Genomic DNA, 25,075 nt, shown 5'->3' with positions numbered 1-25,075 from the left:
CATGCCCTTCAAACGTGGGATGGAGGAAGGTGGCGGAGATCGGCTACGCCGATTTCCGCCCTACGCGTGTATGCGTGCAAGCGTGTTGCGTGCTGCGGGTTTAGTCCATCATCCCCGGCATCATGTTCACGTTCAGGTTATGCATCACCCACAGGGAACCGGCGAGGGTAATGAAGACCAGGATGAGCGTGAAAATCAGGGCCAGCATGTTCCAGCCGCCTTCCGAATGGAAGTTCATGTGCAGGAAGAACACCATGTGCACAACAATCTGCACCAGGGCAAAGCCCAGAATCACCATGACGGTGGTGGCAGAGCTCTCGAACACGCCGCCCATCACCAACCAGAACGGGATCACGGTGAGAATCACCGCCAGCACGAAGCCCGTCAGGTATTCCTTCAGGGAAACGTGGGGAATGTCTGCATCGTGATGATCATGATCGTGTGTATGCTCGCTCATGGCAGCACTCCCATCAGATAAACGTAAGTGAAGACGCCGATCCAGACCACATCCAGGAAGTGCCAGAACATGGACAGGCAGAATACCCGGCGCTTGTTTTCCGGAATCAAGCCGCGCTTCTTCAGCTGGAACAACAAGGTCACCAGCCACACAATGCCGAAGAATACGTGCAGGCCGTGAGTGCCGACCAGCGCGAAGAACGCGGTCCAGAAGCCACTGGTCTGCGGGCCGGCGCCCACGTGAATCAGGTGATGGAACTCATACAGTTCCAGCCCCAGGAAGCCGGCGCCCAACAGGCCGGTCACGGCCAGCCAGAACATGGTGCCTTTCACCTTGTTGGCCTGCATCTGCAGCATGGCAAAGCCATAGGTGATGGACGAGATCAACAGCAACGAGGTGTTGATGGCGATCAGGCTCAGATCGAACAGTTCCATTCCGGTAGGCCCACCCGCATAACTGCGGCCGAGCACACCGTAGGTGGCGAACAGACAAGCGAAGATCAGACAGTCGCTCATCAGGTAGATCCAGAAACCCAGCAGGGTGCCGTTCTGGGGGTGATGATCCCCCTTCACCAGAAACTCCAGCTGGCCGTTCTGGCTGCTGTCGGTTGCAGCAGCCGTCATAGTGGTATCAGACATTGGCTAGTTTCCGTGTACGTTCTGCTTCAATCCGCTCTACTTCTTCCGCCGGAATGTAGTAGTCACGGTCGTAATCGAAGGTGTGGTAGATCGCGGTACCGATCAGGGCCACGAAGGACACCCCTGCCAGCAGCCACATGTGCCAGATCAGGGCAAAACCAACCACCACACTGATACCGGAGAGCACGATACCCGCCCAGGTGCCCTTGGGCATGTGAATCGGGATAAAGCCGGATTCAGGGCGCTGGAAGCCGTGCTGCTTCATCTGCCACCAGGCATCCAGATCGTGCACCTGCGGGGTGAACGCAAAGTTGTACGGCGGCGGCGGCGACGAGGTAGACCACTCCAGGGTACGGCCATCCCACGGATCACCGGTTTCATCCTGCAGGCTCTCGCGACGCAGGAAGCTCACTACCAACTGGATGATAAAGGCGGCGATACCAATGGCGATCAGGAACGCCCCCAGGGCAGCGATCTGGAACCAGATCTGCAAAGACTGGTCCTCGAAGTGGCTGACACGACGGGTCACGCCCATCAGGCCAAGCACGTACAACGGCATGAAGGCGAAGTAGAAACCGATCAGCCAGAACCAGAAGGACATCTTGCCCCAGAACTCGTCCAGCTTGTAACCGGTGGCCTTCGGGAACCAGTAGGTAATACCGGCGAACAGACCAAACAGCACACCACCGATGATCACGTTATGGAAGTGCGCGATCAGGAACAGGCTGTTATGCAGCACGAAGTCCACCGGCGGCACCGCCAGCAACACCCCGGTCATACCCCCAATCACAAAGGTGACCATGAAGCCCACGGTCCACAGCATGGGCACATCGAACTTGATGCGGCCACGGAACATGGTGAACAGCCAGTTGAAGATCTTCGCGCCCGTGGGGATCGAGATAATCATGGTGGTGATCCCGAAGAACGAGTTCACGCTGGCCCCCGAGCCCATGGTGAAGAAGTGGTGCAGCCACACCAGGTAGGACAGCACGGTGATCACCACGGTGGCGTACACCATGGAGGTGTAACCGAACAGCGGCTTGCGGCTGTAGGTGGCCACGATCTCGGAGAAAATACCGAACACCGGCAGGATCAGGATGTACACCTCCGGGTGCCCCCAGATCCAGATCAGGTTCACGTACATCATGGCGTTGCCGCCCAGATCGTTGGTAAAGAAGGCAGTATCCAGGTAACGGTCCATGGACAGCATGGCCAGTACCGCCGTCAACACCGGGAAGGCGGCTACGATCAGCACGTTGGTGCACAGGGAGGTCCAGGTGAACACCGGCATCTTCATCAGGCTCATGCCCGGCGCCCGCATCTTGACGATGGTCACCAGCAGGTTCACCCCGGACAGCAGCGTACCCACCCCGGCGATCTGCAACGCCCAGATGTAGTAATCCACCCCGACTCCGGGACTCTGCAATATCCCCGATAATGGCGGGTAGGCCAGCCAGCCAGTCTTGGCGAACTCACCGATAAACAACGACACCATCATCAGTACCGCACCGCCGGTGGTCATCCAGAAGCTGAAGTTGTTCAGGAACGGGAAGGCCACATCGCGGGTGCCAATTTGCAGCGGAATCAGGTAGTTCATGATCCCGGTAACCAGCGGCATGGCCACGAAGAAGATCATGATCACGCCATGGGCAGTGAAGATCTGGTCGTAGTGATGCGGCGGCAGGTAGCCGGTGGAATCCCCAAAGGCCATGGCCTGATGCAGACGCATCATGATGGCATCGGCAAAGCCGCGCAGCAGCATCACCAGGCCAAGAATGATGTACATGATGCCGATTTTCTTGTGGTCGATGGTGGTGAACCACTCGTTCCACAGGTAGCCCCACAGCTTGTAGCGGGTCAGCGCGGCAAGCAGCGCGATACCGCCCACCGCCACCACAGCGAAGGTGCCGAGGATGATCGGATCATGAAAGGGAATCGCGTCCCAGGTAAGGCGACCAAAGATCAGCTTGGTCAGGTCCAGGTTCTCAAACATGGGCGGCACCTACTGCGTTAGCGATCAGGAATGCTGTATTAGTCATGTTGGCCTCCATGCTGGTCGTGCCCAGCGTGACCTTCATGCTTCCCGTGGCCCTCATGGCCGGTGTCTGCCTCACCGTGGTGGCCGCCGTGCTGGCCCATGCCACTGTGGTACATCATGTCTTCCATGCAGGTCTGGCCCGGTGCCACACAGCGGTTGAAAATCGCGTGATACAGGGTCGGGTCCACCTGACTGTAGAGCGTCACCGGGTCGTCGATACTCGGGGCTTCCAGTTCCAGGTAGGTTTCCCGGTCCAGCGCGTTGCCACTGGCCTTGGCCTTGGCCACCCAGGCATCGAAATCTGCCTCGCTGAGCCCGTGGAAATCGAACTTCATCTGCGAATAGCCCGCGCCGCTGTAGTTGGCAGAAAAGCCCTTATAGACGCCCGGCTCGTTGATCACCCCGTGCAGCTTGGTCTCCATGCCCGCCATGGCATAGATCTGACCGGCCAAGGCCGGAATGAAGAACGAATTCATCATGGTGGAGGCGGTGATCTTGAAGCGGATCGGGTGATCCACCGGCGCCGCCAGCTCATTGACGGTGGCGATCCCCTGCTCCGGGTAGATAAACAGCCACTTCCAGTCCAGCGCCACCACTTCCACGGTGAGCGGCTCCAGGCCGACCGGCACCGGAGTCTGCGCATCAATGCGGTCCAGCGGGCGGTAGGGGTCCAGTTTGTGGGTGCTTACCCAGGTCATGGCCCCCAGCGCGATGATGATCATCAGCGGCACAGACCAGATCACCAGTTCCAGCACCGTGGAATGGGTCCATTCCGGCTTGTAGGTCGCCTCGGTATTGGACTCGCGGTAGCGCCAGGCAAACCACAGAGTCAGCACAATCACAGGCACAATGACCAACAACATCAGCACCGTGGCCCAGACGAGCAGGTCACGCTGTTGCAGGGCCACATCACCGGAAGGCGACATCACAACGGTGTCACAACCGGAAAGCAGAAGGGTCGCTAGCAACGTCAACGACGCTCCACGCAAATATTTCACTAATTGCATTGGCGAATTTTCTGGTTGGCTTATGGGATGGGGGCACTCTAGCCACCTGGGTGAGTAGTCGGTATTGGACATTTTGTCCCATAGGCTTAAAGTCCTAAGTTGACGGACGTCAATGCACGACGATAACAACACAGCCAGAGCGCACAACATGTCAAACACCCTCCAGGCCCCGATGCAGGGCCAGAGCCACGCTCCGGTGGCTCCCAATGAAATCGCGGTGGGCGTGGTCATCGGCCGCACCTCCGAATATTTCGACTTCTTTGTCTACGGGATCGCCTCTGTCCTGATATTCCCTCAGGTCTTCTTCCCGTTTACCGGTCAGCTTCAGGGCCTGCTGTATTCCTTCGTCCTGTTCTCGCTGGCCTTTGTGGCGCGCCCCTTCGGCACCGCCCTGTTCATGTGGATTCAGCGCCATTGGGGTCGCGGCGTCAAACTCACTGCGGCCCTGTTCCTGCTCGGCACCGCCACCTGCGGCATGGCGTTCCTGCCCGGCTATGAAAAGCTGGGTGCCCATGCCATTGCCCTGCTCGCCCTGTTCCGCATCATGCAGGGCATAGCCTTCGGTGGCTCCTGGGACGGTCTGCCCTCGCTGCTGGCGCTGAACGCGCCGAAAGAGAAACGCAGCTGGTACGCCATGCTGGGGCAACTGGGCGCGCCCATCGGCTTCGTGATTGCCAGCGCCCTGTTCCTGTTCCTGTATAACAGCCTGAGCGCCCCGGATTTCGTCGGCTGGGGCTGGCGCTATCCGTTCTTCGTGGCCTTCGCCATCAATGTGGTCGCCCTGTTTGCCCGCCTGCGGCTGGTGCTGGGCGAGGAATACACCGAAGCCATGGAAGAAAGCGAACTGGAACCCATCCGCACCACAGAAATGGTACGCACCCAGGGTTACAACATCTTTATCGGCTCCTTTGCCGCCCTGGCCAGCTATGCCCTGTTCCATCTGGTCACCATCTTCCCGCTGTCCTGGATTGCCTTTCAGGGCAGTCAGACTACCGCCGAAGTCCTCACTGTACAGATTTTAGGCGGCTTCGTGGGTATTCTGGCCACCATTGGCTCCGGCTGGATCGCCGCCCGTATCGGCAAGCGCACCACCGTGGGCGCCCTGGCTGCCGTGATCGGCGTGTTCAGCCTGCTCACCCCACTGCTGATGGGCGGCAGTCCCGCCATGCAGGACACCTTCATCCTGCTGGGCTTTGCCCTGCTCGGGGTGTCCTACGGACAAGCCTCCGGCACGGTGACCGCGAACTTCGCCCCGCGCTTCCGCTACACCGGCGCCGCCCTGACCTCCGACTTCGCCTGGCTGTTCGGCGCTGCCTTCGCCCCCCTGGTGGCCCTGGGCCTGTCCGCCAAATTCGGCCTTCTGTCGGTGACGGTCTACCTGCTCTCCGGCGTCATCTGCACCCTGCTGGCCCTGGCCATCAACCAGTCGCTGGAAGATCAGGGCGAAGAGAGTTGAAAGTTTAAAGTTCAAAGTTGAAACGCGGACTGACGCCGTCGTTCAACGAAAACCAAAGAGGCCGCGCCCGGACATTGGGCGCGGCCTCTTTCTTTCTGAAAGCCTATCCGTAGGAGTGTCGGTTATTCGCTACGCTCACCCTTCGGGCGTTCCTTCGCTGCGCTCAGTGGCGGCGCGATCACCGAACCCTGGAAGCGAGGCACGAGTTTCGAGTTGTGAAAACCTTTTCCGTGCGAAGCAGGCCTTTGCTTTTCGAAACTCGCTACTCGCCACTCGAAACTGTATTGATCGCGCCGCGAGCGACGCTCCTACGGCAAAGCTTCGACTTCGACGCTGTTGTGGGAGCGGTCGTTCGACCGCGATAGCCGTGACACGGCGTTTTTCGCGGTGGAACCGCCGCCCCCACAAAACCATCTACACCAACGAAAAAGGCCGCACCCAACCTATGGACGCGGCCTCTGTCATCGCAGAGCCAGAAAACCAGCCCCGCGTGCTTTTACTCATAGCTCATAGCTCGTAGCTGTCAGCTCAAACTCCCCAACGCCTTCTTGGTAAACGGCTCAATCTCGTCTTCCTTACCATCACGCATCTTCACCAGCCAGTTGGGGTCTTGCAGCAGGGCACGGCCCACCGCAATCAGGTCAAACTCGTCGTTGTCCATGCGTCGGGTCAGCTCATCCAGCGCCGCCGGGTTGGCGGTGCCACCCATACCTTCCGGGCTGTTGAGGAAGTCGCCGTCCAGGCCCACGCTACCAACCGAAATCACCGGCTTGCCGGTAATGTTCTTGGTCCAGCCTGCCAGATTCAGGTCAGAGCCCTCAAACTCCGGCAGCCAGAAACGTCGGGTAGACGCATGGAAGATATCCACACCCGCCTCCACGAACGGCATCAGGAAGCGCTCCAGCTCTTCCGGGGTCTGGGCCAGCTTGGCCTCGTAATCCTGCTGCTTCCACTGCGAGAAGCGCAGCACGATGGCAAAATCCTCGCCCACCGCTTCACGGACCGCCTTGACGATCTCCACGCCGATGCGCGCCCGGTTCTCGATGGAACCGCCGTACTCGTCGTCACGTTGGTTGGTACCTTCCCAGAAAAACTGGTCCAGCAGGTAACCGTGGGCCCCATGGATCTCCACGCCATCAAAACCCACGGCTTTGGCGGCCTTGGCGGAATCCGCAAAAGCCCGGATCACGTCCTGGATATCCTCTTGGGTCATGGCATGACCATTTTCCTTGCCTGGCTTGAACAGCCCGGACGGGGAATAACCGGGCACATCCTTGTCGGGGCCGATACCGGCCTTGCGCACCGCACCCACATGCCACAGCTGCGGAATGATCTGGCCACCGGCCTCATGGACCGCATCCACCACCTTCTTCCAGCCCGCCATGGCCTCATCGCCATAAATCGCCGGCACCCGCTCGTAGCCATTGGCGGCCTTGTGGCCCACAAAGGTACCCTCGGTAATGATCAACCCCACCTCACCTTCGGCGCGGCGGCGGTAGTAACCCACCACTTCCTCATTGGGCACATAGCCCGGGGAGAAGGTGCGTGTCATAGGGGCCATGGCCACCCGGTTCCGCAGCTTCAGTGATTTGTGCTCAAAAGGACGCAACAGGCTATCCAGTGAACCGCTCATAGGTACTCTCCCGAATTTCGTCTTAAAAAAACAACTGAATCAGCGCTTCTGTTCGCCGGGAAGCGCCCGGCCACATAATTTGGTTTCACGATGAAACCTTATTTGGTTTCGTTTTGCAACCATTGTGGCGTACACTAGCGCCATGACACGTAAACGCTTTGACGAAATGGGATGCTGTGTTGCCTCTGCCCTTAACGAGGTCGGCGACTGGTGGTCCCTGCTGATCGTGAAACAGGCCATGCTGGGCACCCGCCGCTATGTGGACTTCCAGAACAGCCTGGGAATCGCCAAGAACATCCTCTGCAACCGCCTCTCCCGCCTGGTCGAGAACGGCGTGATGGTGCGCGTGGATGTGGGCGAACACGGCAAGCGCTACGAATACCGGCTCACCGACAAGGGCCGTGACCTGTTCACCGTGGTCACCGCCTTGCGCCAGTGGAGCGAACGCTGGAATGGGGCACAGGACAGCATGAAGCTGGTGGATCGTCAGACTGGCGAGCCACTGGCCCCGGTCACCGTCCAGAATCAGCAGGGGCAGCCGCTGACGGTTCGGGATGTGCGGTTTGTGGATGAAAACGGCAAGCCGTTTGAGGAGGCGGGCTAACTCCCCAAGGCCCCCGTAGGAGCGTCGCTCGCGGCGCGATCACCACCGAACACAGTAGTTAACGGTTTTGTGGGAACGGAGCGATGCGGAGTAACGCACGCAGTGCGGCCCCGAAGGGGTGAGCGAAGCGAATAAATCATGCTTGCATGATGAATTCGGAGGTGAAGGTGGCACTCACCTGGATGCCCCACAACTTACCTGCCCCGTCATCGCACCGATAACCGTGCTTGTCCTCGCCGAACGAGCCCAAAGGGGTGCTGTGCGATACCCATCTGGGCTGGCTAAATAACCCGCCAACCTCACTCTCCTGATACAGTAGATCTCCTCGCCAGACGATTTGAGAAACTGGATGACCACCGCATCCGTACTGAAAGAGCGTTGGGATACCAACGTCGCCCCTCTACTGCCCGAGCCAGATGCCACCTGGCAACAACTGGCCGCCCTCTACAGCGAACCCCATCGCTACTACCACACCCTGGATCACGTGGCCGCCTGCCTGAAGTGGCTGGACCACTACCGCCACTTGGCCGACGATCCGTTGACCATGGAATTGGCCCTCTGGGCTCACGACGTAGTCTACGATCTCCGCGCCAGCGACAACGAAGCCCGCAGCGCCGACTGGTTCGCTGGGCATTTCGCGAGCAGCACCCTCACAAAGGATCAGAAAAATCGCGTCCACACCCTCATCCTCGCTACCATCCACCCGCACCCACCCACCGATACGGACATGGCGCTACTGCAAGATATTGATCTAGGTATTCTGGGCTCGGATGCAGAACTGTATGACTGCTATGAAGTCTGGATTCGGCAAGAGTATGCCTTTGTGTCGGAGGAGGCGTTTGGGGAAGGGCGTCGTGCGGTGTTGCAGGGTTTTCTGGATTCGCAGGTGATTTATCACACCCTGGCGCTGAGGGAGAAACTGGAGTTGCCGGCAAGAAACAACCTCAGCCGTACGCTTGTGAAGCTGCGGGGCTAACGCTGTCCCTGAATACACGCTTACGGCGCGATTTCAGAAAACCGGCATCCCGTGTTGATTTTGCATTTCCACACACGATGCAAGACTTTCTCCCCAACCCGCACCTATGACTTTGACCTTTTCCTGATCTCAAGCAATACCGAAGCAATAAAGCAAAATAAAACCACCCCCCACTAATGAAAAAAAAGTCTTCAGCGGTGATCTGCTTGCCCGTTCTTGCATTGACGACAGGAGAATTCATCTCCCAATCCACAATACGGACAATACCCATCATGGCCGACAAAGACAGCATCAAGGCCGCATTCATTGATTTCATGAAACCACGTCTTAGCAGCAGCTCCATAAGACCCCAAGCGAAAACGATACCCAGAAAATACAACACTAGCTGATGCATAAAGCTTTCAATCTAAAACGGAACCTATCCTTCGAACACAGAGGTCAGGTCTTTCATGTTGCAGCTGGATAAAAGATCAGCCACCAATCAAGCTGCAACCAACGACTTGGCCGCAGCCACTTTCTTGGCCAAGGATTCCTTGTGCATGGCCAACCACATGTCATTCATGTACTGGAGGTTGAGCCAGAACTCCGGGGTTGTGCCCAAGACTTTGGCCAACAGAAACGCGGTTTCCGCCGTCACGCCGCGGTGGTTTCCGCATAGCTCGTTGACAGTCTTGCGACTAACGCCCATCGCCTTGGCCAGTTCCCCCTGAGTAATCTTCAGGGGCTCAAGGAATTCTTCCTTGAGCATGGCTCCCACGCTGGTGGGCTGATGCGCTGGCAGCCTCAATGCTTCAACCATGATGTCACCTTTCACCTGTACTGATGGGGATCAAGATACACTTCGAACGCTTTACCCTTATCCCACTTGAACACCAAGCGGTATTGCTTGTTGACCCGAATCGAGCACCAATCCTTCAACTTTCCATTCAGGTGCTCAAATCTGTTTCCTGGAGGCACCCTTAAATCCTGCTCGCCGTTGGCGATATGAAGGATTTCAAGTTTGCGTTTGAGCGCCCCCTCAATGCTCTTGGGCGCCGGACAAGCACCGCCATTAAAGAAGTAACCTTCCAGCGTCCGTTCCTTGAACGACTCTATCATTCACACTGTACCCTGTATCGATATACGTTACAATTCAGCCCCCGACACGACATCATGAGCGCGGTACCTGTGCCCATCAGTGAACTTCAGCCTAATCCCCATTTCGGGAGATAACCTTAGCTCAACCCCTTACCTGTTTATGTAAGCCATCCTCTACAAAACACACTGCCAGCGTAAGAAAACCGGAGCGCGGGCTACCGCTCCACCAACCGTCTCGCCATCCAATAGCGCTCGCGCCAATACGGGTTTTTCAGCGAGGACTGCATCACGCCGTTGCTTACCGAGGCATGCATAAATTCATCGTCCCCCATATAGATACCCACATGGCGGTTGCCCGGGCCGGTGCGGAAAAACACCAGGTCGCCGATTTCCAGTTCGTTGCGGGCGACAGGTTCGCCTTCCTCCATGAGTGCCGAGGTGGTGCGAGGGACTTTCATGTTCAGTTGCGAGAGGAAGGTGAGGTAGACGAAGCCGGAGCAGTCAACGCCTTTGGAGCTAAGGCCACCGTAGCGGTAAGGAACGCCTTGCCAGTCTTCTTTTTGGGCGAGCAGGCTATCGAGGATGAGGGTCTGCCGGGACGGGAGATCCTGTGGGGCATCAACGATCTCAGGGGGCCGGGCTTGGCGTTCCGGAGGGACAAGGGAACAGGACGCCAGGCTGGCGAACAGCAGGACGGCGGGAAACGAAAAGGAGAAACTGAAATGGCGGTGCATGGCGCGAAAGCGATGGCTGACTTAGGGGGTGAGGCAGCCAAAGAGCAGGAAGGTTCCAAGAGACTAACCATTGAGGCAGGAGCGCCTCATGCGGCGCTCCGACAGGGCTTTGTTGTTAGGCCTGGGCGAGCTCTTCTCGCATTTGCTGGATGACGGTGGCGTAGTCGTCTTTGCCAAAGATGGCGGAGCCGGCCACGAAGGTGTCGGCGCCGGCGGCGGCCACTTCGCGGATGTTCTTTTCGGAGACGCCGCCGTCCACTTCCAGGCGAATGTCATGGCCGCTGGCATCAATGAGTTCGCGCACCTTGCGGACTTTATCCAGGGTGTTGGGGATGAATTTCTGGCCGCCGAAGCCGGGGTTGACGCTCATCAGCAGGATCATGTCCAGCTTGTCCATCACGTATTCCAGGCAGTCCGGACGGGTGGCCGGGTTGAGTACCAGACCGGCTTTGCAGCCGTGGCTCTTGATCAGCTGCAGGGAGCGGTCCACGTGCTGACTGGCTTCCGGGTGGAAGGTGATGTAGCTGGCGCCGGCTTCGGCGAACATGCCGATCAGGTCATCCACCGGGCTGACCATCAGGTGCACGTCGATGGGGGCGGTAATGCCATGATCGCGCAGGGCCTTGCACACCATGGGGCCAATGGTGAGGTTGGGCACGTAGTGGTTGTCCATCACGTCGAAGTGGATCACGTCTGCCCCGGCGGCCAGTACGTTATCGCATTCTTCGCCCAGGCGAGCGAAGTTGGCAGCCAGAATGGAGGGGGCAATCAGGTAATCCTGCTTGGGCATGATAAATCCTCAATAGTGCAGTTGGCGCAGTACCGTCACTGTGGGAGTGGTGGTTCCACACACGTTGTTCTCAGCGTTGGGTCAGCAATCGATCCAGTTCGTCGAGACGTTCCGGGGTGCCGATGTCCCACCATTGGCCGCGATGATGCTCACCGCTGGCCGCGTCACGGGCCATGGCCTGGCGTAGCACGGGGGCCAGTTTGGCTTCGCCCTCCGGCAGCGCCGCGAACAGGGCCGGGTCAAACCGGCCGATCCCGGCATAGGTCAGTCTCGGGTCAGTATTATCGCGCAACCGGGCGGTGTCTGTCAGATGAAAATCCCCTTGCGGGTGGTGCGGTGGGTTGTCTACCAGCACCAGGTGCACAGGGTCATCGCGCTGGATGAGCAACCGGGACACGTCGTAATCGGTCCAGATATCGCCATTGATCAGGGCAAACGGGGCGTCGCCCAGCAGCGGCAGGGCACGTTTGATGCCTCCGGCGGTTTCCAGCGGGGTGCCTTCGTGAGACCAGGCGATGGGAATGCCATAGCGGCTACCGTCCCCAAGCGCCTCGGCCAGGGTGTCGCCCAGCCAGCCACTGTTGATCACCAGCGACGCGAAGCCGGCATCCCGCAGGGCCTCGATGTGGTATTCGATCAGGGCCTTGCCCCCCGCCTGCAGCAAAGGCTTGGGGGTGTGATCGGTGAGCGGGCGCATGCGCTTGCCATAGCCCGCTGCCAGTATCATGGCCTTCACGGATTATCCTCAAGCTGGTCCAGCACCCACTGCAGGTCGGCCAATTCCGGGCGACGGGCGATGACCGTGCGCAGATAGGCAAAGAAGCGCGGCACATCGCCCAGATATTTGGGCTTGCCGTCACGGTGGCAGATCCGCGCGAAGATGCCGATCACCTTGATATGACGCTGGGCGCCCATCAGATCGCAATCGCGCAGGAAGGTGTCGAAATCCTTCGGCACCGGCAGGCCGGCCGCCGTGGCCTTGTCGAAATACTCGCGCAGCCAGTTCAACACCCGCGCTTCTGGCCAGCTCAGGAAAGCATCCTTGAACAGGCTGATCACGTCGTAGGTAATCGGCCCGGCCACAGCATCCTGGAAATCAATCACACCCGGATTGGGCTCGGAGACCATCAAGTTACGGGGCATGTAGTCGCGGTGCACAAACACCCGGGGCTGAGCCAGGGCGGAATCGATGAGCCGGTCAAATACCCGGTCCAGCCGTTGACGCAGCTCGCCGGTGACCACCATCTCGCGGTGGCGGAACAGATACCACTGGGGGAACAGCTCAAGCTCGCGCTGCAACAGAGCCTCATCGTAGACCGGCAGCCCGGCCACTTCGGCATGTTGCTGCTGGGTAATCAGGGTATCGATGGCCGCGCTGTACCAGCTGTCCGCATTGGCCTCGTTGAGGGCATGCAGCCAGGTCTCGGTGCCCATATCGGTGAGCAGCAAAAAGCCCTGGGCCAGATCCTGATGGACGATTTTCGGCACATGCACCCCGGCGGCGTCCAGCCGCCCGGCCACATCAATAAAGGGCCGACAGTCCTCGTGACTGGGTGGCGCATCCATGGCCACCAGGCTTCGGCCATCGTGCTGATAACGGAAATAGCGGCGAAAACTGGCATCGGCAGAGGCGGTCTCGCCCACCACCTGCGCACCAAGGTAAGCGCTTACCCACTGGTCCAGATCCGCCTTGCGCGGGTCAGGGGTTACGTCAGATTTACTTTTATCAGGCTGCATTGCCTTCCTTGTTCCATTACACTGCCGCTTTTACAGACGCACAGCCGCGTCTGTGCAAAACGGCCTTTTTACCTGTTCTGAGCAGCCGATGCCACTGCCCACACAACGAATTCTGATACCCGCCCTGCTATTCATCGCCGGGGCCAGCAACGCGGATAACGACCTGAACTGGGTGGACCGCGAAGAGATGGCCACGTTCCCTGCGGTGCAGCAGCGCGCCATACCGGACTGGTGTGGCGGCATCTACTATAACCCTGCCGTGGGCATCCCGGTGGAAGGCAGTGACACTGTGGTCACTGCGGATCACTCTACGCTGACCCAGGACGGCCTGATTTCGCTGGACGGCGATGTTCTGATCGAACAACCCGGACGCCGCATCACCACCGATCTTGCCCAGCTCGACCAGTCTACCGGTAAATACGAGCTGGAAAGCGGCATGCGCCTGGAAAGCGACCGGGCCACCTTTATTGCCGACAGCATGAGTGGCCAGACCAGTCGTCGGGAAGGCAGCCTGCAGGGAGTCCGCTATTCCCTGTTTGATCTGTCCTCGCGGGGCAGCGCGGATTACATCTACCTCACAGATACCACCACCACCATTACCAACGGCAGCTACACCACCTGTCAGCCGGGCTCCAATGGCTGGTCGTTACATGGCAAACGGATCTTCCTGGACCGGGAAAAAGGCTGGGGGGAAGCCAACGATGTGGTGCTGAAAGTGAAAAGCACACCGGTTTTCTGGCTGCCCTGGATCACCTTCCCCATCGATGACCGCCGCAAGACCGGCTTGCTGTTTCCCACGATTGCCATCGGGGACGATAACGGCCTGGATATTTCCCAGCCGATCTATCTCAATATCCACCCTCAGATAGATGCCACCATCGCCCCGCGGTATATCGATGGCCGGGGCAGTGGTGCCGATTCCGAATTCCGCTACCTGAGCCCCTATGGGGAAGGCGAAGTCAGTTACGGCATCTTGTTCAACGACCGCAAATTTGACGACGAAGACCGCCAGGTGGCCCGCTGGAACCACAACGGCAACGTCGGGCGCTGGAATCTGAAGACTGACTTCAACTACGTCTCTGATGATTTCTACTTCAAGGATCTGGATACCGGCCTTGAGATCAGCTCCCAGACCCATCTGCCCCGCCTGGCGGAAGCCCGCTACTACGGCCGTACCTGGCAGGTGCTGGGCCGCATGCAATCCTGGCAGACCATCGACCCGACCCTCGCCGATGACGACCTGCCCTATCGACGGCTGCCACAACTGCAGATCACCGGCGACCCGACCCTGATTGGCCCACTGAAAGGGCTGTGGCTATCCGACATGACCGCCTTCGAACGCAGCAGCTCTGATGACAGCGGCAAGGCCACTGGCCTGCGCGGCCATGTCGCACCGGCCCTGAGCATGCGCATGCAGGAAAGCTGGTGGTTCGTCGAGCCCCGGGCACGCTTGTATCACACCCAGTACAAGCTCGACAGCGTGGACGCGACCGCCGAAGACAACCCGGACATGACGACCTGGGGCGCCAGTCTGGACTCCGGGCTGGTATTCGAACGGCCGACAAACTGGTTCGGCAGCGCCTTCACGCAAACCCTGGAGCCTCGCCTTTTCATCAACAAGGTGGCCTATGAAGAACAGGACAGTTTGCCCAACTTCGACACCCGCGAGGTGACCTTCTCTTACAATGCCCTGTTCCGGGAAAACCGCTTTATTGGTTATGACCGCATCGGCGACGAAGAAAAACTGGCCGTGGGCCTGACCAGCCGCTTCCTGCACGACGCCAGTGGCCGGGAGCAGTTGCGCCTGCGGGTCGCTCAGGGCTTCTATTTTGATGATCGCAAGGTCTTCACCGACGACTCCCTGGAAGACCCCACCGACGACCAGACCCCACTGGTTGGGGACCTGCGGTGGAACTTTGCCCATGATTGGTACCTCTACACAGAGGCACAATGGGATCTGGAAGAAAATCAGCGGGAACGCTCCAACTTCCAGATCGGCTACAACGACCGCGAACGGCGTATTTTCAACGTGGGCTTCCACGACCGCCCCGCCGACGACATTCAGGAATCCGAGATCAGCGCCATTTTGCCTGTGCACCGCAACTGGCGCCTTGTCGGCCGCTGGATGTACGACCTGGACAATGAACGCACTCTGGAAACCATGGCCGGGGCAGAATATCGCAATTGCTGCTGGAAACTGCGCCTGCTCAGCCAGCGAGAGCTCACCGATGACGACGGTGACGGCGACCTGGAAGCCGACAGCACCGTCTGGTTTCAGATTCAAATGATCGGTCTGGGCGGGTTTGGCGGCCAGGTAGATTCCTTGCTGGAACGCAGTATTCCGGGATACAGGAGAGAGTATGAATAACGAATCGCTGCACGCAGCACGCAGCACGCACCCTACCCGCGCCCTGCACTGGCTGATGCTGGTGGTGGCCCTGTCCCTGCCAATGCTGGGCCATGCCAAAGTCCAGATGCTGGACCGCATTGTGGCAGTGGTGAACGACGGTGCCATCATGGCCAGCGAGCTGGATGAACGCATCAACGTGATCGCCCTGCAGTTCCAGGACAAAGGTCAGGAGCTACCGCCCCCGGCCATCATGCGCGAACAGGTGCTGGACCGCATGATCATCGAACGGGTGCAGCTGCAGCTTGCCGAACGGGCCGGCATCAAGGTAGACGATGCCAGCCTCAACCAGGCCATGTCCGGCATCGCCCGCCAAAATGGCATGACCCTGGAAGACTTCGCCGCTGCCATGCGTCAAGACGGCTACGACTGGAACCAGTTCCGCGAACAGATCCGTGAGGACATGATTATCTCTCGTCTGCAGCAGCGCAGCGTGGCCTCCCGTATTCGGGTCACGGACCGCGAAGTAGACCGCTTTCTGGGCTCAGAAATGGGCAAGCAGATGTTCGAGGAAGACTTTCACCTCGGCCATATCCTGATCCGGGTGCCCGGTGCCGCATCACCGGAAGACGTCCAGGCTGCCCAGTCCAAGGCCCAGGACGTTGAGAACCGCCTTGCCGGCGGTGAAGATTTCCAGCAAGTGGCGGTATCCGTCTCAGATGGCCCCAAGGCCCTGGAAGGCGGTGATCTGGGCTGGCGACCGGCGGCCCAGTGGCCAAGCCTGTTCTCCGAAGCCGCCCTTTCACTACAAAAGGGCGAGATTTCAGCTCCCATTCGCTCTGGCGCCGGCTTTCACATTCTCAAGATGATCGACCGCCGTGGCGGCGCCGAGAAGGTAGTGACCCAGTATCAGGTGCGCCATGTACTGATCAAGACCGACGCCCTGACCAACAGTGAACAGGCCCACGCGCAAGCCCAGCGCCTGCACGACCAGATCGCCAGCGGGCAAAGTGAATTTGCCCCGGTGGCAGCCGAGCATTCTGATGACCCGGGCAGCGCCCGTAATGGCGGCGAACTGGGTTGGGTCAACAGGGGTGAAATGGTGCCGGAATTCGAAGACATGATGCTCAATACCCCGACGGGTGAGCTGTCGCCCGTTTTTGAGACCCAGTACGGCTGGCATTTCCTGCGCGTCGACGACATTCGCGATACGGACATGAGCGACGAATTCCGCCGTATGCAGGCCACCCAGGCGCTTCAGAAGCGCCGTTTCGAAGAAGAACTGGAAACCTGGATTCAGGAAAAACGCGGCGAGTCCTACGTGGATATTCGCCTGTGAGCCAGCCGTCGGACGCCGGACGTCTGACACCAGCACGTCCCATTGCCATTACCTGCGGCGATCCGGCCGGTATCGGTCCGGATCTGGCTCTGGCCTTGCCCGCCCTGTTTCCAGAGCAGCCCTTGGTGCTGATTGGTGACAAAGCCGTATTGAGCCAACGGGCCGCCCTGCTTGGCAAGACACCCTCCCTGGGTGACTGGCAGCCCGGCGACCCCGCCATTCGTGACCCGCTGACCCCGGATTTTGTCTGCGTGTGGCACACTCCCGCCGGCGCCCCGGTGACCGCAGGCCAACCCAACCCGGCCACCGGCCAGGGCACCCTGGATATGCTCACCCGCGCCGCCCGTGGCTGCCTGGACGGCACCTTTTCGGCCATGGTGACAGCTCCGGTCGCCAAGAACGTGATCTGCGAGGGTGCCGACCCTGCCTTTACCGGGCATACCGAGTTTCTGGCTGCGCAAGCCGCCGTAGACAGGGTGGTGATGATGCTGACAGCCCGCGACCTGCGTGTGGCGCTGGCCAGCACCCATCTTCCGCTCAGTGAAGTCCCCGCCGCTATCACCCCCGATAGCCTGACCCGCACTCTCACCATTTTGCGCGATGATCTGGTCAACAAGTACCGCATTGCGCAGCCACGCATTCTGGTGCTGGGCCTCAACCCCCATGCCGGGGAAGGCGGCCATCTGGGGCGCGAAGAACTGGACGTGATCATCCCTACACTTGAGCACTTGCGCCAGCAGGGCTTTACCCTCACTGGCCCGGTGCCCGCTGATACCGCTTTTCAGCCTGCATTGCTGAACCAGCACGATGCCGTACTCGCCATGTACCATGATCAGGGCCTGCCCGTACTCAAGTACGCCGGTTTTGGCGAAGCTATCAACATCACCTTGGGGCTGCCGTTTATCCGCACCTCCGTGGACCACGGCACCGCCTTCGAGCTGGCGGGCACGGGCCAGGCCAAGGTTGGCAGCCTGGTCGCTGCCACCCGCCTGGCGCTGAATCTGGCGACTCCACAGGATCCATGACATGACAGAACACCGCACCCGCAAGCGTTTCGGCCAGCACTTCCTGCACGACCGCAATCTGGTCGACCGCATGGTCCGCACCCTGGACCTGAAGCAGGACGATACCGTGGTGGAGATCGGCCCCGGGCGTGGCGCCCTCACTTACCCCTTGCTGGAAGATTTGCCACACCTGCACGTGGTGGAACTGGACCGCGACCTGATTACTCTGCTGCGCCAGGAAAACACCCCTGACCGCCTGAGCATTCATGAGAGCGATGCCCTGAAGTTCGATTTCCGTACCCTCAAGCCGGCGGACAAGCCCCTGCGAGTCGTGGGCAATCTGCCCTACAACATCTCCACCCCCTTGATCTTCCACCTGCTCAGCCAGTCCGATGCCATCAGCGACATGACCTTCATGCTGCAGAAGGAGGTGGTGGACCGGCTCACAGCCAGCCCGGGCACCCGGGACTGGGGGCGCCTGTCGATCATGGTGCAGTACTACTGCCAGGCCGATTACCTGTTCTTTGTCCCACCGGGCGCCTTCAGCCCACCCCCCAAGGTGGATTCCGCCGTGGTACGGCTGCTGCCCTACCCGACACTGCCGCACCCTGCCGACGATGAAGACCATTTGCGCCGCCTGGTGGCTCAGGCCTTCACACAACGACGCAAGGCGATCCGCAATAGTTTAAAATCCCTGGTTAGCCTGGAGCAGTTCGAGGCCGCAGGCATTGATGCTGGCCTGCGCCCGGATCAACTGTCCGTGGCCGACTATGTGGCACTGGCCAATCTCAGCCCGCCACAGAGCTGATTTCTTCGCACCATCACCGCCAGCATCGGGAGACAGAGCACCCATGACCGCCAGCCACCGGCCCCCCAGTGACCCACGCCACCAGATCAGGGTTACCGTGGAAACCGAATACCTTGCCGACCAGAGCGACGCGGCCAGCCAGCGCTGGGTGTTTGCCTACCACATCACCATCCTCAATGAAGGCACCGTCAGTGCCCGACTGCTGACCCGTCATTGGGTGATTACCGATGGGGAAGAGCGTGTTCAGGAAGTCCACGGCGAAGGCGTGATCGGCGAACAACCGCACTTGGCACCCGGCCAGAGCTTCCGCTACACCAGCGGCGCAGTACTGGAAACCGAAGTCGGCAGTATGCGTGGCAGTTACCAGATGATTGGCGAAGATGGCATTCATTTTGATGCAGACATCCCGGCCTTCACCCTTGCTGTACCGCATGCACTGCATTGATAACGCCAGCACGCAACACGCAACACGCAACAGGCCTGCAGTCGGGGAGGTCGGGTGAGCGATTACGCTATTGGGGATCTGCAGGGGTGTCTGGAAGCCTTTGATTGTCTTCTGAAAAAAATCGCTTTCAACCCGGATCGTGACCGGCTGTTTCTGGCCGGGGATCTGATCAACCGCGGCCCGGATTCGCTAGGCACCCTGCGGCGGGTATATCAGCTGCGTGACAATGTGCACAGCGTGCTGGGCAACCACGACCTGCATCTGCTGGCGGTAGCCCACGGCGCAACCGAGAGCAAGCGCAAGGACACCCTTGCAGAGATCCTCAATGCCCCGGATCGTGTCGAATTACTGGGCTGGCTGCAACAGCACCCGCTGCTGATCGATCTCCCCGAGCACAACGCCACCCTCACCCATGCCGGCATTCCACCGCTGTGGACCCTGGCTGAAGCCCGCAGCCGCGCCGCAGAAGTGGAGGCGGTACTGAAAGACGATCGCTGCGGTGAGTTCTTCGCCCATATGTACGGAAACCAGCCCGCAGGCTGGGACGACAGCCTTGCCGGCCCCGACCGCTGGCGGGTGATCACCAACCACTTCACCCGAATGCGTTTCGTGAACACCGCCGGAGAACTGGATCTGACCACCAAGGGCGAAGCGGACGCTCCCCCCAGCGGCTTTTTGCCCTGGTTCCTGCACCCACAGCGCAAAGCCACCGGCACCCGCCTGCTGTTTGGCCACTGGGCCGCCCTCGAGGGCCATACTGGGGTCGCCAAGGTAGACGCGCTGGATACCGGCTGTGTCTGGGGCGGCAGCCTGACGGCATTACGACTGGACGATCTCACACGAATCCAGTGCCACTGCTGATTTTCAAAAAATCTTTTCAAAAACCCGCGCAGCCTGCAGGCCACGTGACGCCCAGCCCGACATCCCTACACTTCATCCTTTTTTTGACGAAAATGTTTTCGCTTCCCTTTGACTTGCTGCGCGGTTTGGTTACATCCTAAAGCTGTCTGATGACGCTGGCAGCGATGCTCAGCGACATCGTTTTCCCATTCATTTACACGTTATTTTCACCAACAAGGAATCACCCTGAATGTAGTTTCGTTGTGACAATTTAGGTTCCGCAGGAGGAAGCCGGCATGAGCATTATCCGCCACTACCAGGACCGTTTCGAAGCGACCCAGCAAGAAGAAATGTCGCTGGAGGAGTACCTGGACCTGTGCAAACGCGAACCCAGCGCCTACGCCACCGCCCCGGAGCGTATGCTGATGGCCATTGGCGAACCGGAAATGGTCGACACCTCCCAGGACCCCCGACTGTCACGCATCTTTTCCAACAAGGTGATCCGCCGCTACCCTGCCTTCGATGAGTTCTACGGCCTCGAAGAAGTCATTGAAAACATCGTCAGCTATTTCCGCCACGCAGCCCAGGGGCTGGAAGAGAAGAAACAGATTCTTTACCTGCTCGGCCCGGTCGGCGGGGGCAAGTCTTCACTGGCCGAAAAGCTCAAGGCATTGATGCAGCGCGTGCCCTTCTACGCCATCAAGGGATCGCCGGTAAACGACTCCCCCCTGTCGCTGTTCGACCCGGAAGAGGACGGGCCGATTCTGGAAGAAGAATACGGCATCCCGCGCCGTTACATTCGCACCATCATGTCACCCTGGGCAGTAAAACGCCTGAATGAATTTGGCGGCGACCTCAGCCAGTTTCGGGTAGTGAAACGCTACCCCTCCATTCTGGATCAGGTGGCCGTAGCCAAGACCGAACCCGGCGATGAGAACAACCAGGACATCTCGGCACTGGTCGGCAAAGTGGACATCCGCAAACTGGAAGACTTCGCTCAGGACGACCCGGATGCCTATGCCTACTCCGGTGGCCTGTGCCGGGCCAACCAGGGCATCCTGGAATTTGTGGAAATGTTCAAGGCGCCAATCAAGGTATTGCACCCCTTGCTCACTGCCACCCAGGAAGGCAACTACAATGGTACCGAGCACCTCGGCGCCATCCCCTATGACGGCATTGTTCTTGCGCACTCCAACGAGGCGGAATGGCACACCTTCCGTAACAACAAGAACAATGAAGCCTTTATCGACCGCGTCTATATCGTCAAGGTGCCCTACTGCCTGCGCGTCACCGAAGAAGTGCAGATCTACGACAAGCTGCTGAGAAACTCCAGCCTGCGCGATGCCCAGTGCGCCCCTGACACCCTGCACATGCTGGCGCAGTTCTCCATCCTCACCCGCCTGAAAGAACCGGAAAATTCCAGTATCTATTCGAAGATGCGGGTGTACGACGGCGAGAACCTGAAAGATGTGGACCCGCATGCCAAATCCATGCAGGAATATCGCGACATGGCCGGCGTAGACGAGGGCATGAACGGACTTTCCACCCGCTTTGCCTTCAAGATTCTTTCCAAGGTGTTCAACTATGATCACGCCGAAGTGGCGGCCAACCCGGTACATCTGATCCATGTACTGGAGCAACGCATCGAACAGGAGCAATACCCTCAGGAACAATCCGAGCAGTATCGGCGCTTTATCAAGGAATACCTGGTGCCGCGCTATGTGGAATTCATCGGCAAGGAAATTCAGACCGCCTACCTGGAGTCTTACTCCGAGTACGGGCAAAACATCTTCGACCGTTACGTCACCTATGCGGATTTCTGGATTCAGGATCAGGAATTCCGTGACCCGGATACTGGCGAAATTTTCGATCGTCAGGCGCTCAACGAAGACCTGGAAAAAATCGAAAAACCCGCCGGCATTTCCAACCCCAAGGACTTCCGCAACGAAGTGGTGAATTTTGTACTGCGAGCCCGCGCTAACAACCACGGCAAGAACCCAAGCTGGTTGAGCTACCAGAAACTGAGAGACGTGATTGAGAAAAAGATGTTCTCCAACACGGAAGACCTGTTGCCCGTCATCTCATTCAACGCCAAGGGCAGTGAGGACGACCAGCGCAAGCACAACAACTTTGTGCAACGAATGGTCTCCCGCGGCTATACCGAGAAGCAGGTACGCCTGCTATCCGAATGGTATCTGCGTGTGAGAAAGGCGCAGTAACGCCGCTGCAGCGCGCCGCTTGAGGCGCGAACCGACGGCGACGACGTGCGCCTCAAGCGGGGCACCTTCGTCGCCGTCGGCGAAGTCGGGAGAAACGAATGAGCTACATCATTGACCGCCGCCTCAATGACAAGCGAAAAAGTACAGTGAACCGGCAACGGTTTTTGCGCCGCTATCGCTCGCACATTCGTGAGGCCGTCAACGATGCGGTCAACCGCCGTTCCATTCAGGACATGGAGCAAGGTGAGCGCATCAGCATTCCGCAAAAGGACCTCTCGGAGCCCATCTTTCACCATGGCCCCGGCGGACAGCGCAGCATCGTTCACCCGGGCAACAAGGAGTTCAATCAGGGCGATCGCTTCAAACGCCCGGAAGGCGGAGGCGGCCAGGGAAGCGGTGAAGGTGACGCCAGTGATCAGGGTGAAGGTCAGGATGAATTTGCCTTTGAAATCGACAAGCAGGAATTTCTCAATTTCCTGTTTGAAGATCTGGAACTGCCCAACCTGGTGAAACGCCACCTTGAAGGCGCCCAGGTCTTCAAGACCCGCCACGGCGGCATTGTCAGCCAGGGCATGCCCGCCAAGATCAACATCGTCCGGTCCATGCGCCAGGCCTCCATGCGCCGCCGGGCATTGACCGCCGCCACTCGACGCCGCATCCGTGACATGAAGGAAGAGCGCGAAACACTGCTACAGCAGGATCAGTCTCCGCAGCGCCAGGCACGACTTCAGGAACTGGACGAGCTGATTGCCCGGCTGGAGCGACGCGTAGAACGCATCCCCTACCTGGACACCGTCGACCTGCGTTTCAACCACCATATCAAGGAGCCGGTACCGGTCAGCCGTGCGGTGATGTTCTGCATCATGGATGTCTCCGGCTCCATGAATCAGGACATGAAGGACCTGGCCAAGCGTTTCTTCCTGCTGTTGTACCTGTTTCTCGAACGCAACTACGACCAGATCGAGGTGGTGTTCATCCGCCATCACACCAGTGCCAAGGAAGTTACCGAAGAGGAGTTTTTCTATTCCCGGGAAACCGGCGGCACCATCGTCTCCAGCGCCCTGAAACTGACGCGGGACATCATCAACGAGCGCTACCCGGTCGATCAGTGGAACATCTATGCCGCCCAGGCCTCCGACGGTGACAACTGGAATGACGACTCTCCCGCCTGCGCCAAAATGATTGAAGAAGAACTGCTCCCCAAAATGCAGTATTTCTCCTATGTGGAAGTCATGCCGCGGGCCCATCAGGCGCTATGGGATCATTACGAAACCATTATGGCTCGACATCCCGGCGCCTTTTCCATCGCACAGATAGATGAGCCCGGTGAGATTTACCCGGTGTTTCGGCAACTCTTCAAGAAAAGGATGGAAGAAGCATGACGTATCTGTCTGAAGGGTCTGACTGGAATTTCGAACTGCTGGCAGACTACGACAAAGCCATCGCCGACATTGCCCACAACAAGTACGGGCTGGATACCTACCCGAATCAGATCGAAGTCATTTCTTCTGAACAAATGATGGATGCCTACTCATCAGTGGGCATGCCGGTCGGCTACAACCACTGGTCTTTCGGGAAACAGTTCGTTGAAGTCGAGGGCCGCTATCGTCGCGGTCAGATGGGCCTGGCATACGAGATCGTCATCAATTCCGATCCCTGTATCGCCTACCTGATGGAAGAAAACAGTATCACCATGCAGGCTCTGGTCATTGCCCACGCCTGCTACGGACACAATTCGTTCTTCAAGGGCAACTATCTGTTCAAAACCTGGACGGATGCGTCATCCATCATCGACTACCTGGTGTTCGCGCGTAACTACATCGCCGATTGCGAGCAACGTCACGGGGTCACTGCGGTGGAAGAAACCCTCGACTCCTGCCATGCCCTGATGAACTATGGCGTCGACCGCTACAAGCGTCCCTCGCCGATTTCCGCCGTTGAAGAACGCAAGCGCCAGCGCGAGCGTGAGGATATTCTGCAAAAACAGGTATCAGAACTGTGGCGCACCTTCCCCCAGCTGCAACCGGCAGCCCGCACCCGTGAAGCCGCGACCCGGTTCCCGGCTGAGCCCCAGGAAAACCTGCTTTATTTTCTGGAAAAGAACGCCCCGCTTCTACAACCCTGGCAAAGAGAAATCATTCGTATTGTGCGCAAGATGGCGCAGTACTTTTACCCGCAACGTCAGACCAAGGTAATGAACGAGGGCTGGGCCTGCCTGTGGCACTACACGCTCCTCAATGACCTGTACGACGCGGGTAAGGTGACCGACGGCTTCATGCTGGAATTCCTCCAGAACCATAGCCAGGTGGTCTACCAGCCGCCTTTCTCTGCCCCCTTTTACAGCGGCATGAACCCTTATGCGTTGGGCTTCAACATGTTCCAGGATATTCGCCGCATCTGCGAAAATCCGGACGATGAGGATCGGGAATGGTTCCCGGAGATGGCCGGCAGCGACTGGCTGCAAACCGTCAAATTCGCCATGGAAAGCTTCAAGGATGAAAGCTTTATCCAGCAGTTCCTGTCACCGCGCCTGATTCGCCACTTCAAGTTCTTCCAGATCATGGACGATGACCGCAATGACTACGTGGAAGTCTCTGCCATTCATAACGAAACCGGCTACAAGAAAGTCCGCGATGCACTGGCAGAGCAATACAATCTGAGCATTCAGGAACCCAACATCCAGATTGTCAGCGCCAACCTTCATGGTGACCGGGCACTGACCCTCCGTCATCAGCGCAGTGATGGCCGCCCCCTGGATGAACACAGCGCCACGGAAGTGTTACGCCACCTGCATCGCCTGTGGAAATTCGATGTGCACCTGGAAAGTGTGGAAAACGGCACCGTGACGGAAAGCTACTCCATGCCCCCCGTCACCGAACCCATTACCGTGATGTGAGGCGGAGGCCCCCAACCAGGGGCCCCGCCA

23 protein-coding genes are annotated in these 25,075 nt (G+C 58.9%); 12 read left to right on the top strand and 11 right to left on the bottom strand.

Features of this window, described 5'->3' with window-relative positions; genetic code table 11:
* Positions 1-100 precede the first annotated feature (100 nt).
* From cyoD to cyoA, 4 genes are read right to left on the bottom strand one after another with little or no spacing between them, the layout of a single operon-like run.
* Positions 101-457: a cytochrome o ubiquinol oxidase subunit IV gene (gene cyoD, locus A15D_RS07320; protein ID WP_102791387.1), complete on the bottom strand. Its 357-nt coding sequence runs from the start codon at positions 455-457 to the stop codon at positions 101-103.
* Positions 454-1,095: a cytochrome o ubiquinol oxidase subunit III gene (gene cyoC, locus A15D_RS07315; RefSeq protein WP_102791386.1), complete on the bottom strand. Its 642-nt coding sequence runs from the start codon at positions 1,093-1,095 to the stop codon at positions 454-456. Before cyoC ends, cyoD begins: the two co-directional genes overlap by 4 nt.
* Positions 1,088-3,088, bottom strand: coding sequence for a cytochrome o ubiquinol oxidase subunit I (gene cyoB / locus A15D_RS07310; protein WP_022984615.1), 2,001 nt, complete (start codon positions 3,086-3,088; stop codon positions 1,088-1,090). The genes cyoC and cyoB overlap by 8 nt, the downstream gene beginning before the upstream one ends.
* Positions 3,089-3,126: 38 nt before the next feature.
* Positions 3,127-4,140, bottom strand: coding sequence for a ubiquinol oxidase subunit II (gene cyoA / locus A15D_RS07305; protein ID WP_102791385.1), 1,014 nt, complete (start codon positions 4,138-4,140; stop codon positions 3,127-3,129).
* A 148-nt stretch (positions 4,141-4,288) separates the two neighbouring features.
* Between cyoA and A15D_RS07300 the strand changes: the two genes are divergently transcribed.
* Entirely contained in the window at positions 4,289-5,596 is a 1,308-nt protein-coding gene (locus A15D_RS07300) for an MFS transporter (RefSeq protein WP_102791410.1), read from the top strand.
* Between the two features lie 523 nt (positions 5,597-6,119).
* Here the strand turns inward: A15D_RS07300 and A15D_RS07295 are convergent.
* Entirely contained in the window at positions 6,120-7,229 is a 1,110-nt protein-coding gene (locus tag A15D_RS07295; protein ID WP_102791384.1) for an NADH:flavin oxidoreductase, read from the bottom strand.
* A 142-nt stretch (positions 7,230-7,371) separates the two neighbouring features.
* Between A15D_RS07295 and A15D_RS07290 the strand changes: the two genes are divergently transcribed.
* Together A15D_RS07290 and A15D_RS07285 are read left to right on the top strand one after the other, a co-directional pair.
* Positions 7,372-7,833: a helix-turn-helix domain-containing protein gene (locus A15D_RS07290; RefSeq protein ID WP_022984611.1), complete on the top strand. Its 462-nt coding sequence runs from the start codon at positions 7,372-7,374 to the stop codon at positions 7,831-7,833.
* 349 nt (positions 7,834-8,182) lie between these two features.
* Positions 8,183-8,809 (top strand): N-methyl-D-aspartate receptor NMDAR2C subunit, encoded by a 627-nt coding sequence (locus A15D_RS07285; protein ID WP_102791383.1) that lies wholly within the window; start codon positions 8,183-8,185, stop codon positions 8,807-8,809.
* 481 nt (positions 8,810-9,290) lie between these two features.
* Here A15D_RS07285 and A15D_RS07280 read toward each other — a convergent pair whose 3' ends face one another.
* The 6 genes from A15D_RS07280 to A15D_RS07255 all read right to left on the bottom strand — a co-directional run bounded on the left by A15D_RS07280 (position 9,291) and on the right by A15D_RS07255 (position 13,147).
* Positions 9,291-9,608, bottom strand: coding sequence for a HigA family addiction module antitoxin (locus A15D_RS07280; protein ID WP_022984608.1), 318 nt, complete (start codon positions 9,606-9,608; stop codon positions 9,291-9,293).
* A gap of 11 nt (positions 9,609-9,619) precedes the next feature.
* Positions 9,620-9,907, bottom strand: a complete 288-nt coding sequence (locus tag A15D_RS07275; RefSeq protein ID WP_102791382.1) for a type II toxin-antitoxin system RelE/ParE family toxin — start codon at positions 9,905-9,907, stop codon at positions 9,620-9,622.
* Between the two features lie 194 nt (positions 9,908-10,101).
* The gene (locus A15D_RS07270; RefSeq protein WP_102791381.1) at positions 10,102-10,620 is read right to left on the bottom strand and encodes an NlpC/P60 family protein; all 519 of its coding nucleotides are present in this window, start codon (positions 10,618-10,620) and stop codon (positions 10,102-10,104) included.
* Between the two features lie 115 nt (positions 10,621-10,735).
* On the bottom strand, positions 10,736-11,410 hold the full coding sequence (rpe, locus tag A15D_RS07265) for a ribulose-phosphate 3-epimerase (protein ID WP_022984605.1): 675 nt from the start codon (positions 11,408-11,410) through the stop codon (positions 10,736-10,738).
* A 70-nt stretch (positions 11,411-11,480) separates the two neighbouring features.
* Positions 11,481-12,146 (bottom strand): N-acetylmuramate alpha-1-phosphate uridylyltransferase MurU, encoded by a 666-nt coding sequence (gene murU / locus A15D_RS07260; RefSeq protein WP_102791380.1) that lies wholly within the window; start codon positions 12,144-12,146, stop codon positions 11,481-11,483.
* Positions 12,143-13,147 carry an aminoglycoside phosphotransferase family protein gene (locus tag A15D_RS07255; protein WP_102791379.1) on the bottom strand — a complete coding sequence of 335 codons (1,005 nt, stop codon included), beginning with the start codon at positions 13,145-13,147 and terminating at the stop codon, positions 12,143-12,145. The genes murU and A15D_RS07255 overlap by 4 nt, the downstream gene beginning before the upstream one ends.
* 88 nt (positions 13,148-13,235) lie before the next feature.
* On the opposite strand from A15D_RS07255, the gene A15D_RS07250 reads away from it, so the two are divergent.
* From A15D_RS07250 to A15D_RS07210, 9 genes are all read left to right on the top strand, one after another.
* Entirely contained in the window at positions 13,236-15,515 is a 2,280-nt protein-coding gene (locus A15D_RS07250; protein ID WP_102791378.1) for an LPS-assembly protein LptD, read from the top strand.
* On the top strand, positions 15,508-16,833 hold the full coding sequence (locus tag A15D_RS07245) for a peptidylprolyl isomerase (RefSeq protein ID WP_102791377.1): 1,326 nt from the start codon (positions 15,508-15,510) through the stop codon (positions 16,831-16,833). The genes A15D_RS07250 and A15D_RS07245 overlap by 8 nt, the downstream gene beginning before the upstream one ends.
* Positions 16,830-17,858 (top strand): 4-hydroxythreonine-4-phosphate dehydrogenase PdxA, encoded by a 1,029-nt coding sequence (gene pdxA / locus A15D_RS07240; protein ID WP_022984600.1) that lies wholly within the window; start codon positions 16,830-16,832, stop codon positions 17,856-17,858. Before A15D_RS07245 ends, pdxA begins: the two co-directional genes overlap by 4 nt.
* 1 nt (position 17,859) lies before the next feature.
* Positions 17,860-18,645 carry a 16S rRNA (adenine(1518)-N(6)/adenine(1519)-N(6))-dimethyltransferase RsmA gene (gene rsmA / locus A15D_RS07235; protein ID WP_022984599.1) on the top strand — a complete coding sequence of 262 codons (786 nt, stop codon included), beginning with the start codon at positions 17,860-17,862 and terminating at the stop codon, positions 18,643-18,645.
* A gap of 43 nt (positions 18,646-18,688) precedes the next feature.
* A complete protein-coding gene (gene apaG / locus A15D_RS07230) occupies positions 18,689-19,090 on the top strand; it encodes a Co2+/Mg2+ efflux protein ApaG (protein ID WP_022984598.1) in 402 nt (133 codons plus the stop codon).
* 54 nt (positions 19,091-19,144) lie between these two features.
* On the top strand, positions 19,145-19,951 hold the full coding sequence (locus A15D_RS07225) for a symmetrical bis(5'-nucleosyl)-tetraphosphatase (protein WP_022984597.1): 807 nt from the start codon (positions 19,145-19,147) through the stop codon (positions 19,949-19,951).
* Between the two features lie 275 nt (positions 19,952-20,226).
* On the top strand, positions 20,227-22,149 hold the full coding sequence (locus tag A15D_RS07220) for a PrkA family serine protein kinase (RefSeq protein ID WP_022984596.1): 1,923 nt from the start codon (positions 20,227-20,229) through the stop codon (positions 22,147-22,149).
* Between the two features lie 98 nt (positions 22,150-22,247).
* On the top strand, positions 22,248-23,531 hold the full coding sequence (locus A15D_RS07215) for a YeaH/YhbH family protein (RefSeq protein WP_022984595.1): 1,284 nt from the start codon (positions 22,248-22,250) through the stop codon (positions 23,529-23,531).
* Positions 23,528-25,045, top strand: coding sequence for a SpoVR family protein (locus tag A15D_RS07210; RefSeq protein WP_102791376.1), 1,518 nt, complete (start codon positions 23,528-23,530; stop codon positions 25,043-25,045). Before A15D_RS07215 ends, A15D_RS07210 begins: the two co-directional genes overlap by 4 nt.
* The last annotated feature ends 30 nt before the right edge of the window (positions 25,046-25,075 follow it).

It is taken from the genome of Alcanivorax sp. MD8A (assembly GCF_002888555.1).
Classification (GTDB): Bacteria; Pseudomonadota; Gammaproteobacteria; order Pseudomonadales; family Alcanivoracaceae; genus Alcanivorax.
This window is presented reverse-complemented; position numbering and strand designations above follow the sequence as displayed.

Excerpts from the sequence above, each read along its gene's own strand:
- cyoD (WP_102791387.1), bottom strand. The coding sequence starts at position 457 with ATGAGCGAGCATACACACGATCATGATCATCACGATGCAGACATTCCC.
- cyoC (WP_102791386.1), bottom strand. The coding sequence starts at position 1,095 with ATGTCTGATACCACTATGACGGCTGCTGCAACCGACAGCAGCCAGAAC.
- cyoB (WP_022984615.1), bottom strand. The coding sequence starts at position 3,088 with ATGTTTGAGAACCTGGACCTGACCAAGCTGATCTTTGGTCGCCTTACC.
- cyoA (WP_102791385.1), bottom strand. The coding sequence starts at position 4,140 with ATGCAATTAGTGAAATATTTGCGTGGAGCGTCGTTGACGTTGCTAGCG.
- A15D_RS07300 (WP_102791410.1), top strand. The coding sequence starts at position 4,289 with ATGTCAAACACCCTCCAGGCCCCGATGCAGGGCCAGAGCCACGCTCCG.
- A15D_RS07295 (WP_102791384.1), bottom strand. The coding sequence starts at position 7,229 with ATGAGCGGTTCACTGGATAGCCTGTTGCGTCCTTTTGAGCACAAATCA.
- A15D_RS07290 (WP_022984611.1), top strand. The coding sequence starts at position 7,372 with ATGACACGTAAACGCTTTGACGAAATGGGATGCTGTGTTGCCTCTGCC.
- A15D_RS07285 (WP_102791383.1), top strand. The coding sequence starts at position 8,183 with ATGACCACCGCATCCGTACTGAAAGAGCGTTGGGATACCAACGTCGCC.
- A15D_RS07280 (WP_022984608.1), bottom strand. The coding sequence starts at position 9,608 with ATGGTTGAAGCATTGAGGCTGCCAGCGCATCAGCCCACCAGCGTGGGA.
- A15D_RS07275 (WP_102791382.1), bottom strand. The coding sequence starts at position 9,907 with ATGATAGAGTCGTTCAAGGAACGGACGCTGGAAGGTTACTTCTTTAAT.
- A15D_RS07270 (WP_102791381.1), bottom strand. The coding sequence starts at position 10,620 with ATGCACCGCCATTTCAGTTTCTCCTTTTCGTTTCCCGCCGTCCTGCTG.
- rpe (WP_022984605.1), bottom strand. The coding sequence starts at position 11,410 with ATGCCCAAGCAGGATTACCTGATTGCCCCCTCCATTCTGGCTGCCAAC.
- A15D_RS07255 (WP_102791379.1), bottom strand. The coding sequence starts at position 13,147 with ATGCAGCCTGATAAAAGTAAATCTGACGTAACCCCTGACCCGCGCAAG.
- A15D_RS07250 (WP_102791378.1), top strand. The coding sequence starts at position 13,236 with ATGCCACTGCCCACACAACGAATTCTGATACCCGCCCTGCTATTCATC.
- A15D_RS07245 (WP_102791377.1), top strand. The coding sequence starts at position 15,508 with ATGAATAACGAATCGCTGCACGCAGCACGCAGCACGCACCCTACCCGC.
- rsmA (WP_022984599.1), top strand. The coding sequence starts at position 17,860 with ATGACAGAACACCGCACCCGCAAGCGTTTCGGCCAGCACTTCCTGCAC.
- apaG (WP_022984598.1), top strand. The coding sequence starts at position 18,689 with ATGACCGCCAGCCACCGGCCCCCCAGTGACCCACGCCACCAGATCAGG.
- A15D_RS07220 (WP_022984596.1), top strand. The coding sequence starts at position 20,227 with ATGAGCATTATCCGCCACTACCAGGACCGTTTCGAAGCGACCCAGCAA.
- A15D_RS07215 (WP_022984595.1), top strand. The coding sequence starts at position 22,248 with ATGAGCTACATCATTGACCGCCGCCTCAATGACAAGCGAAAAAGTACA.
- A15D_RS07210 (WP_102791376.1), top strand. The coding sequence starts at position 23,528 with ATGACGTATCTGTCTGAAGGGTCTGACTGGAATTTCGAACTGCTGGCA.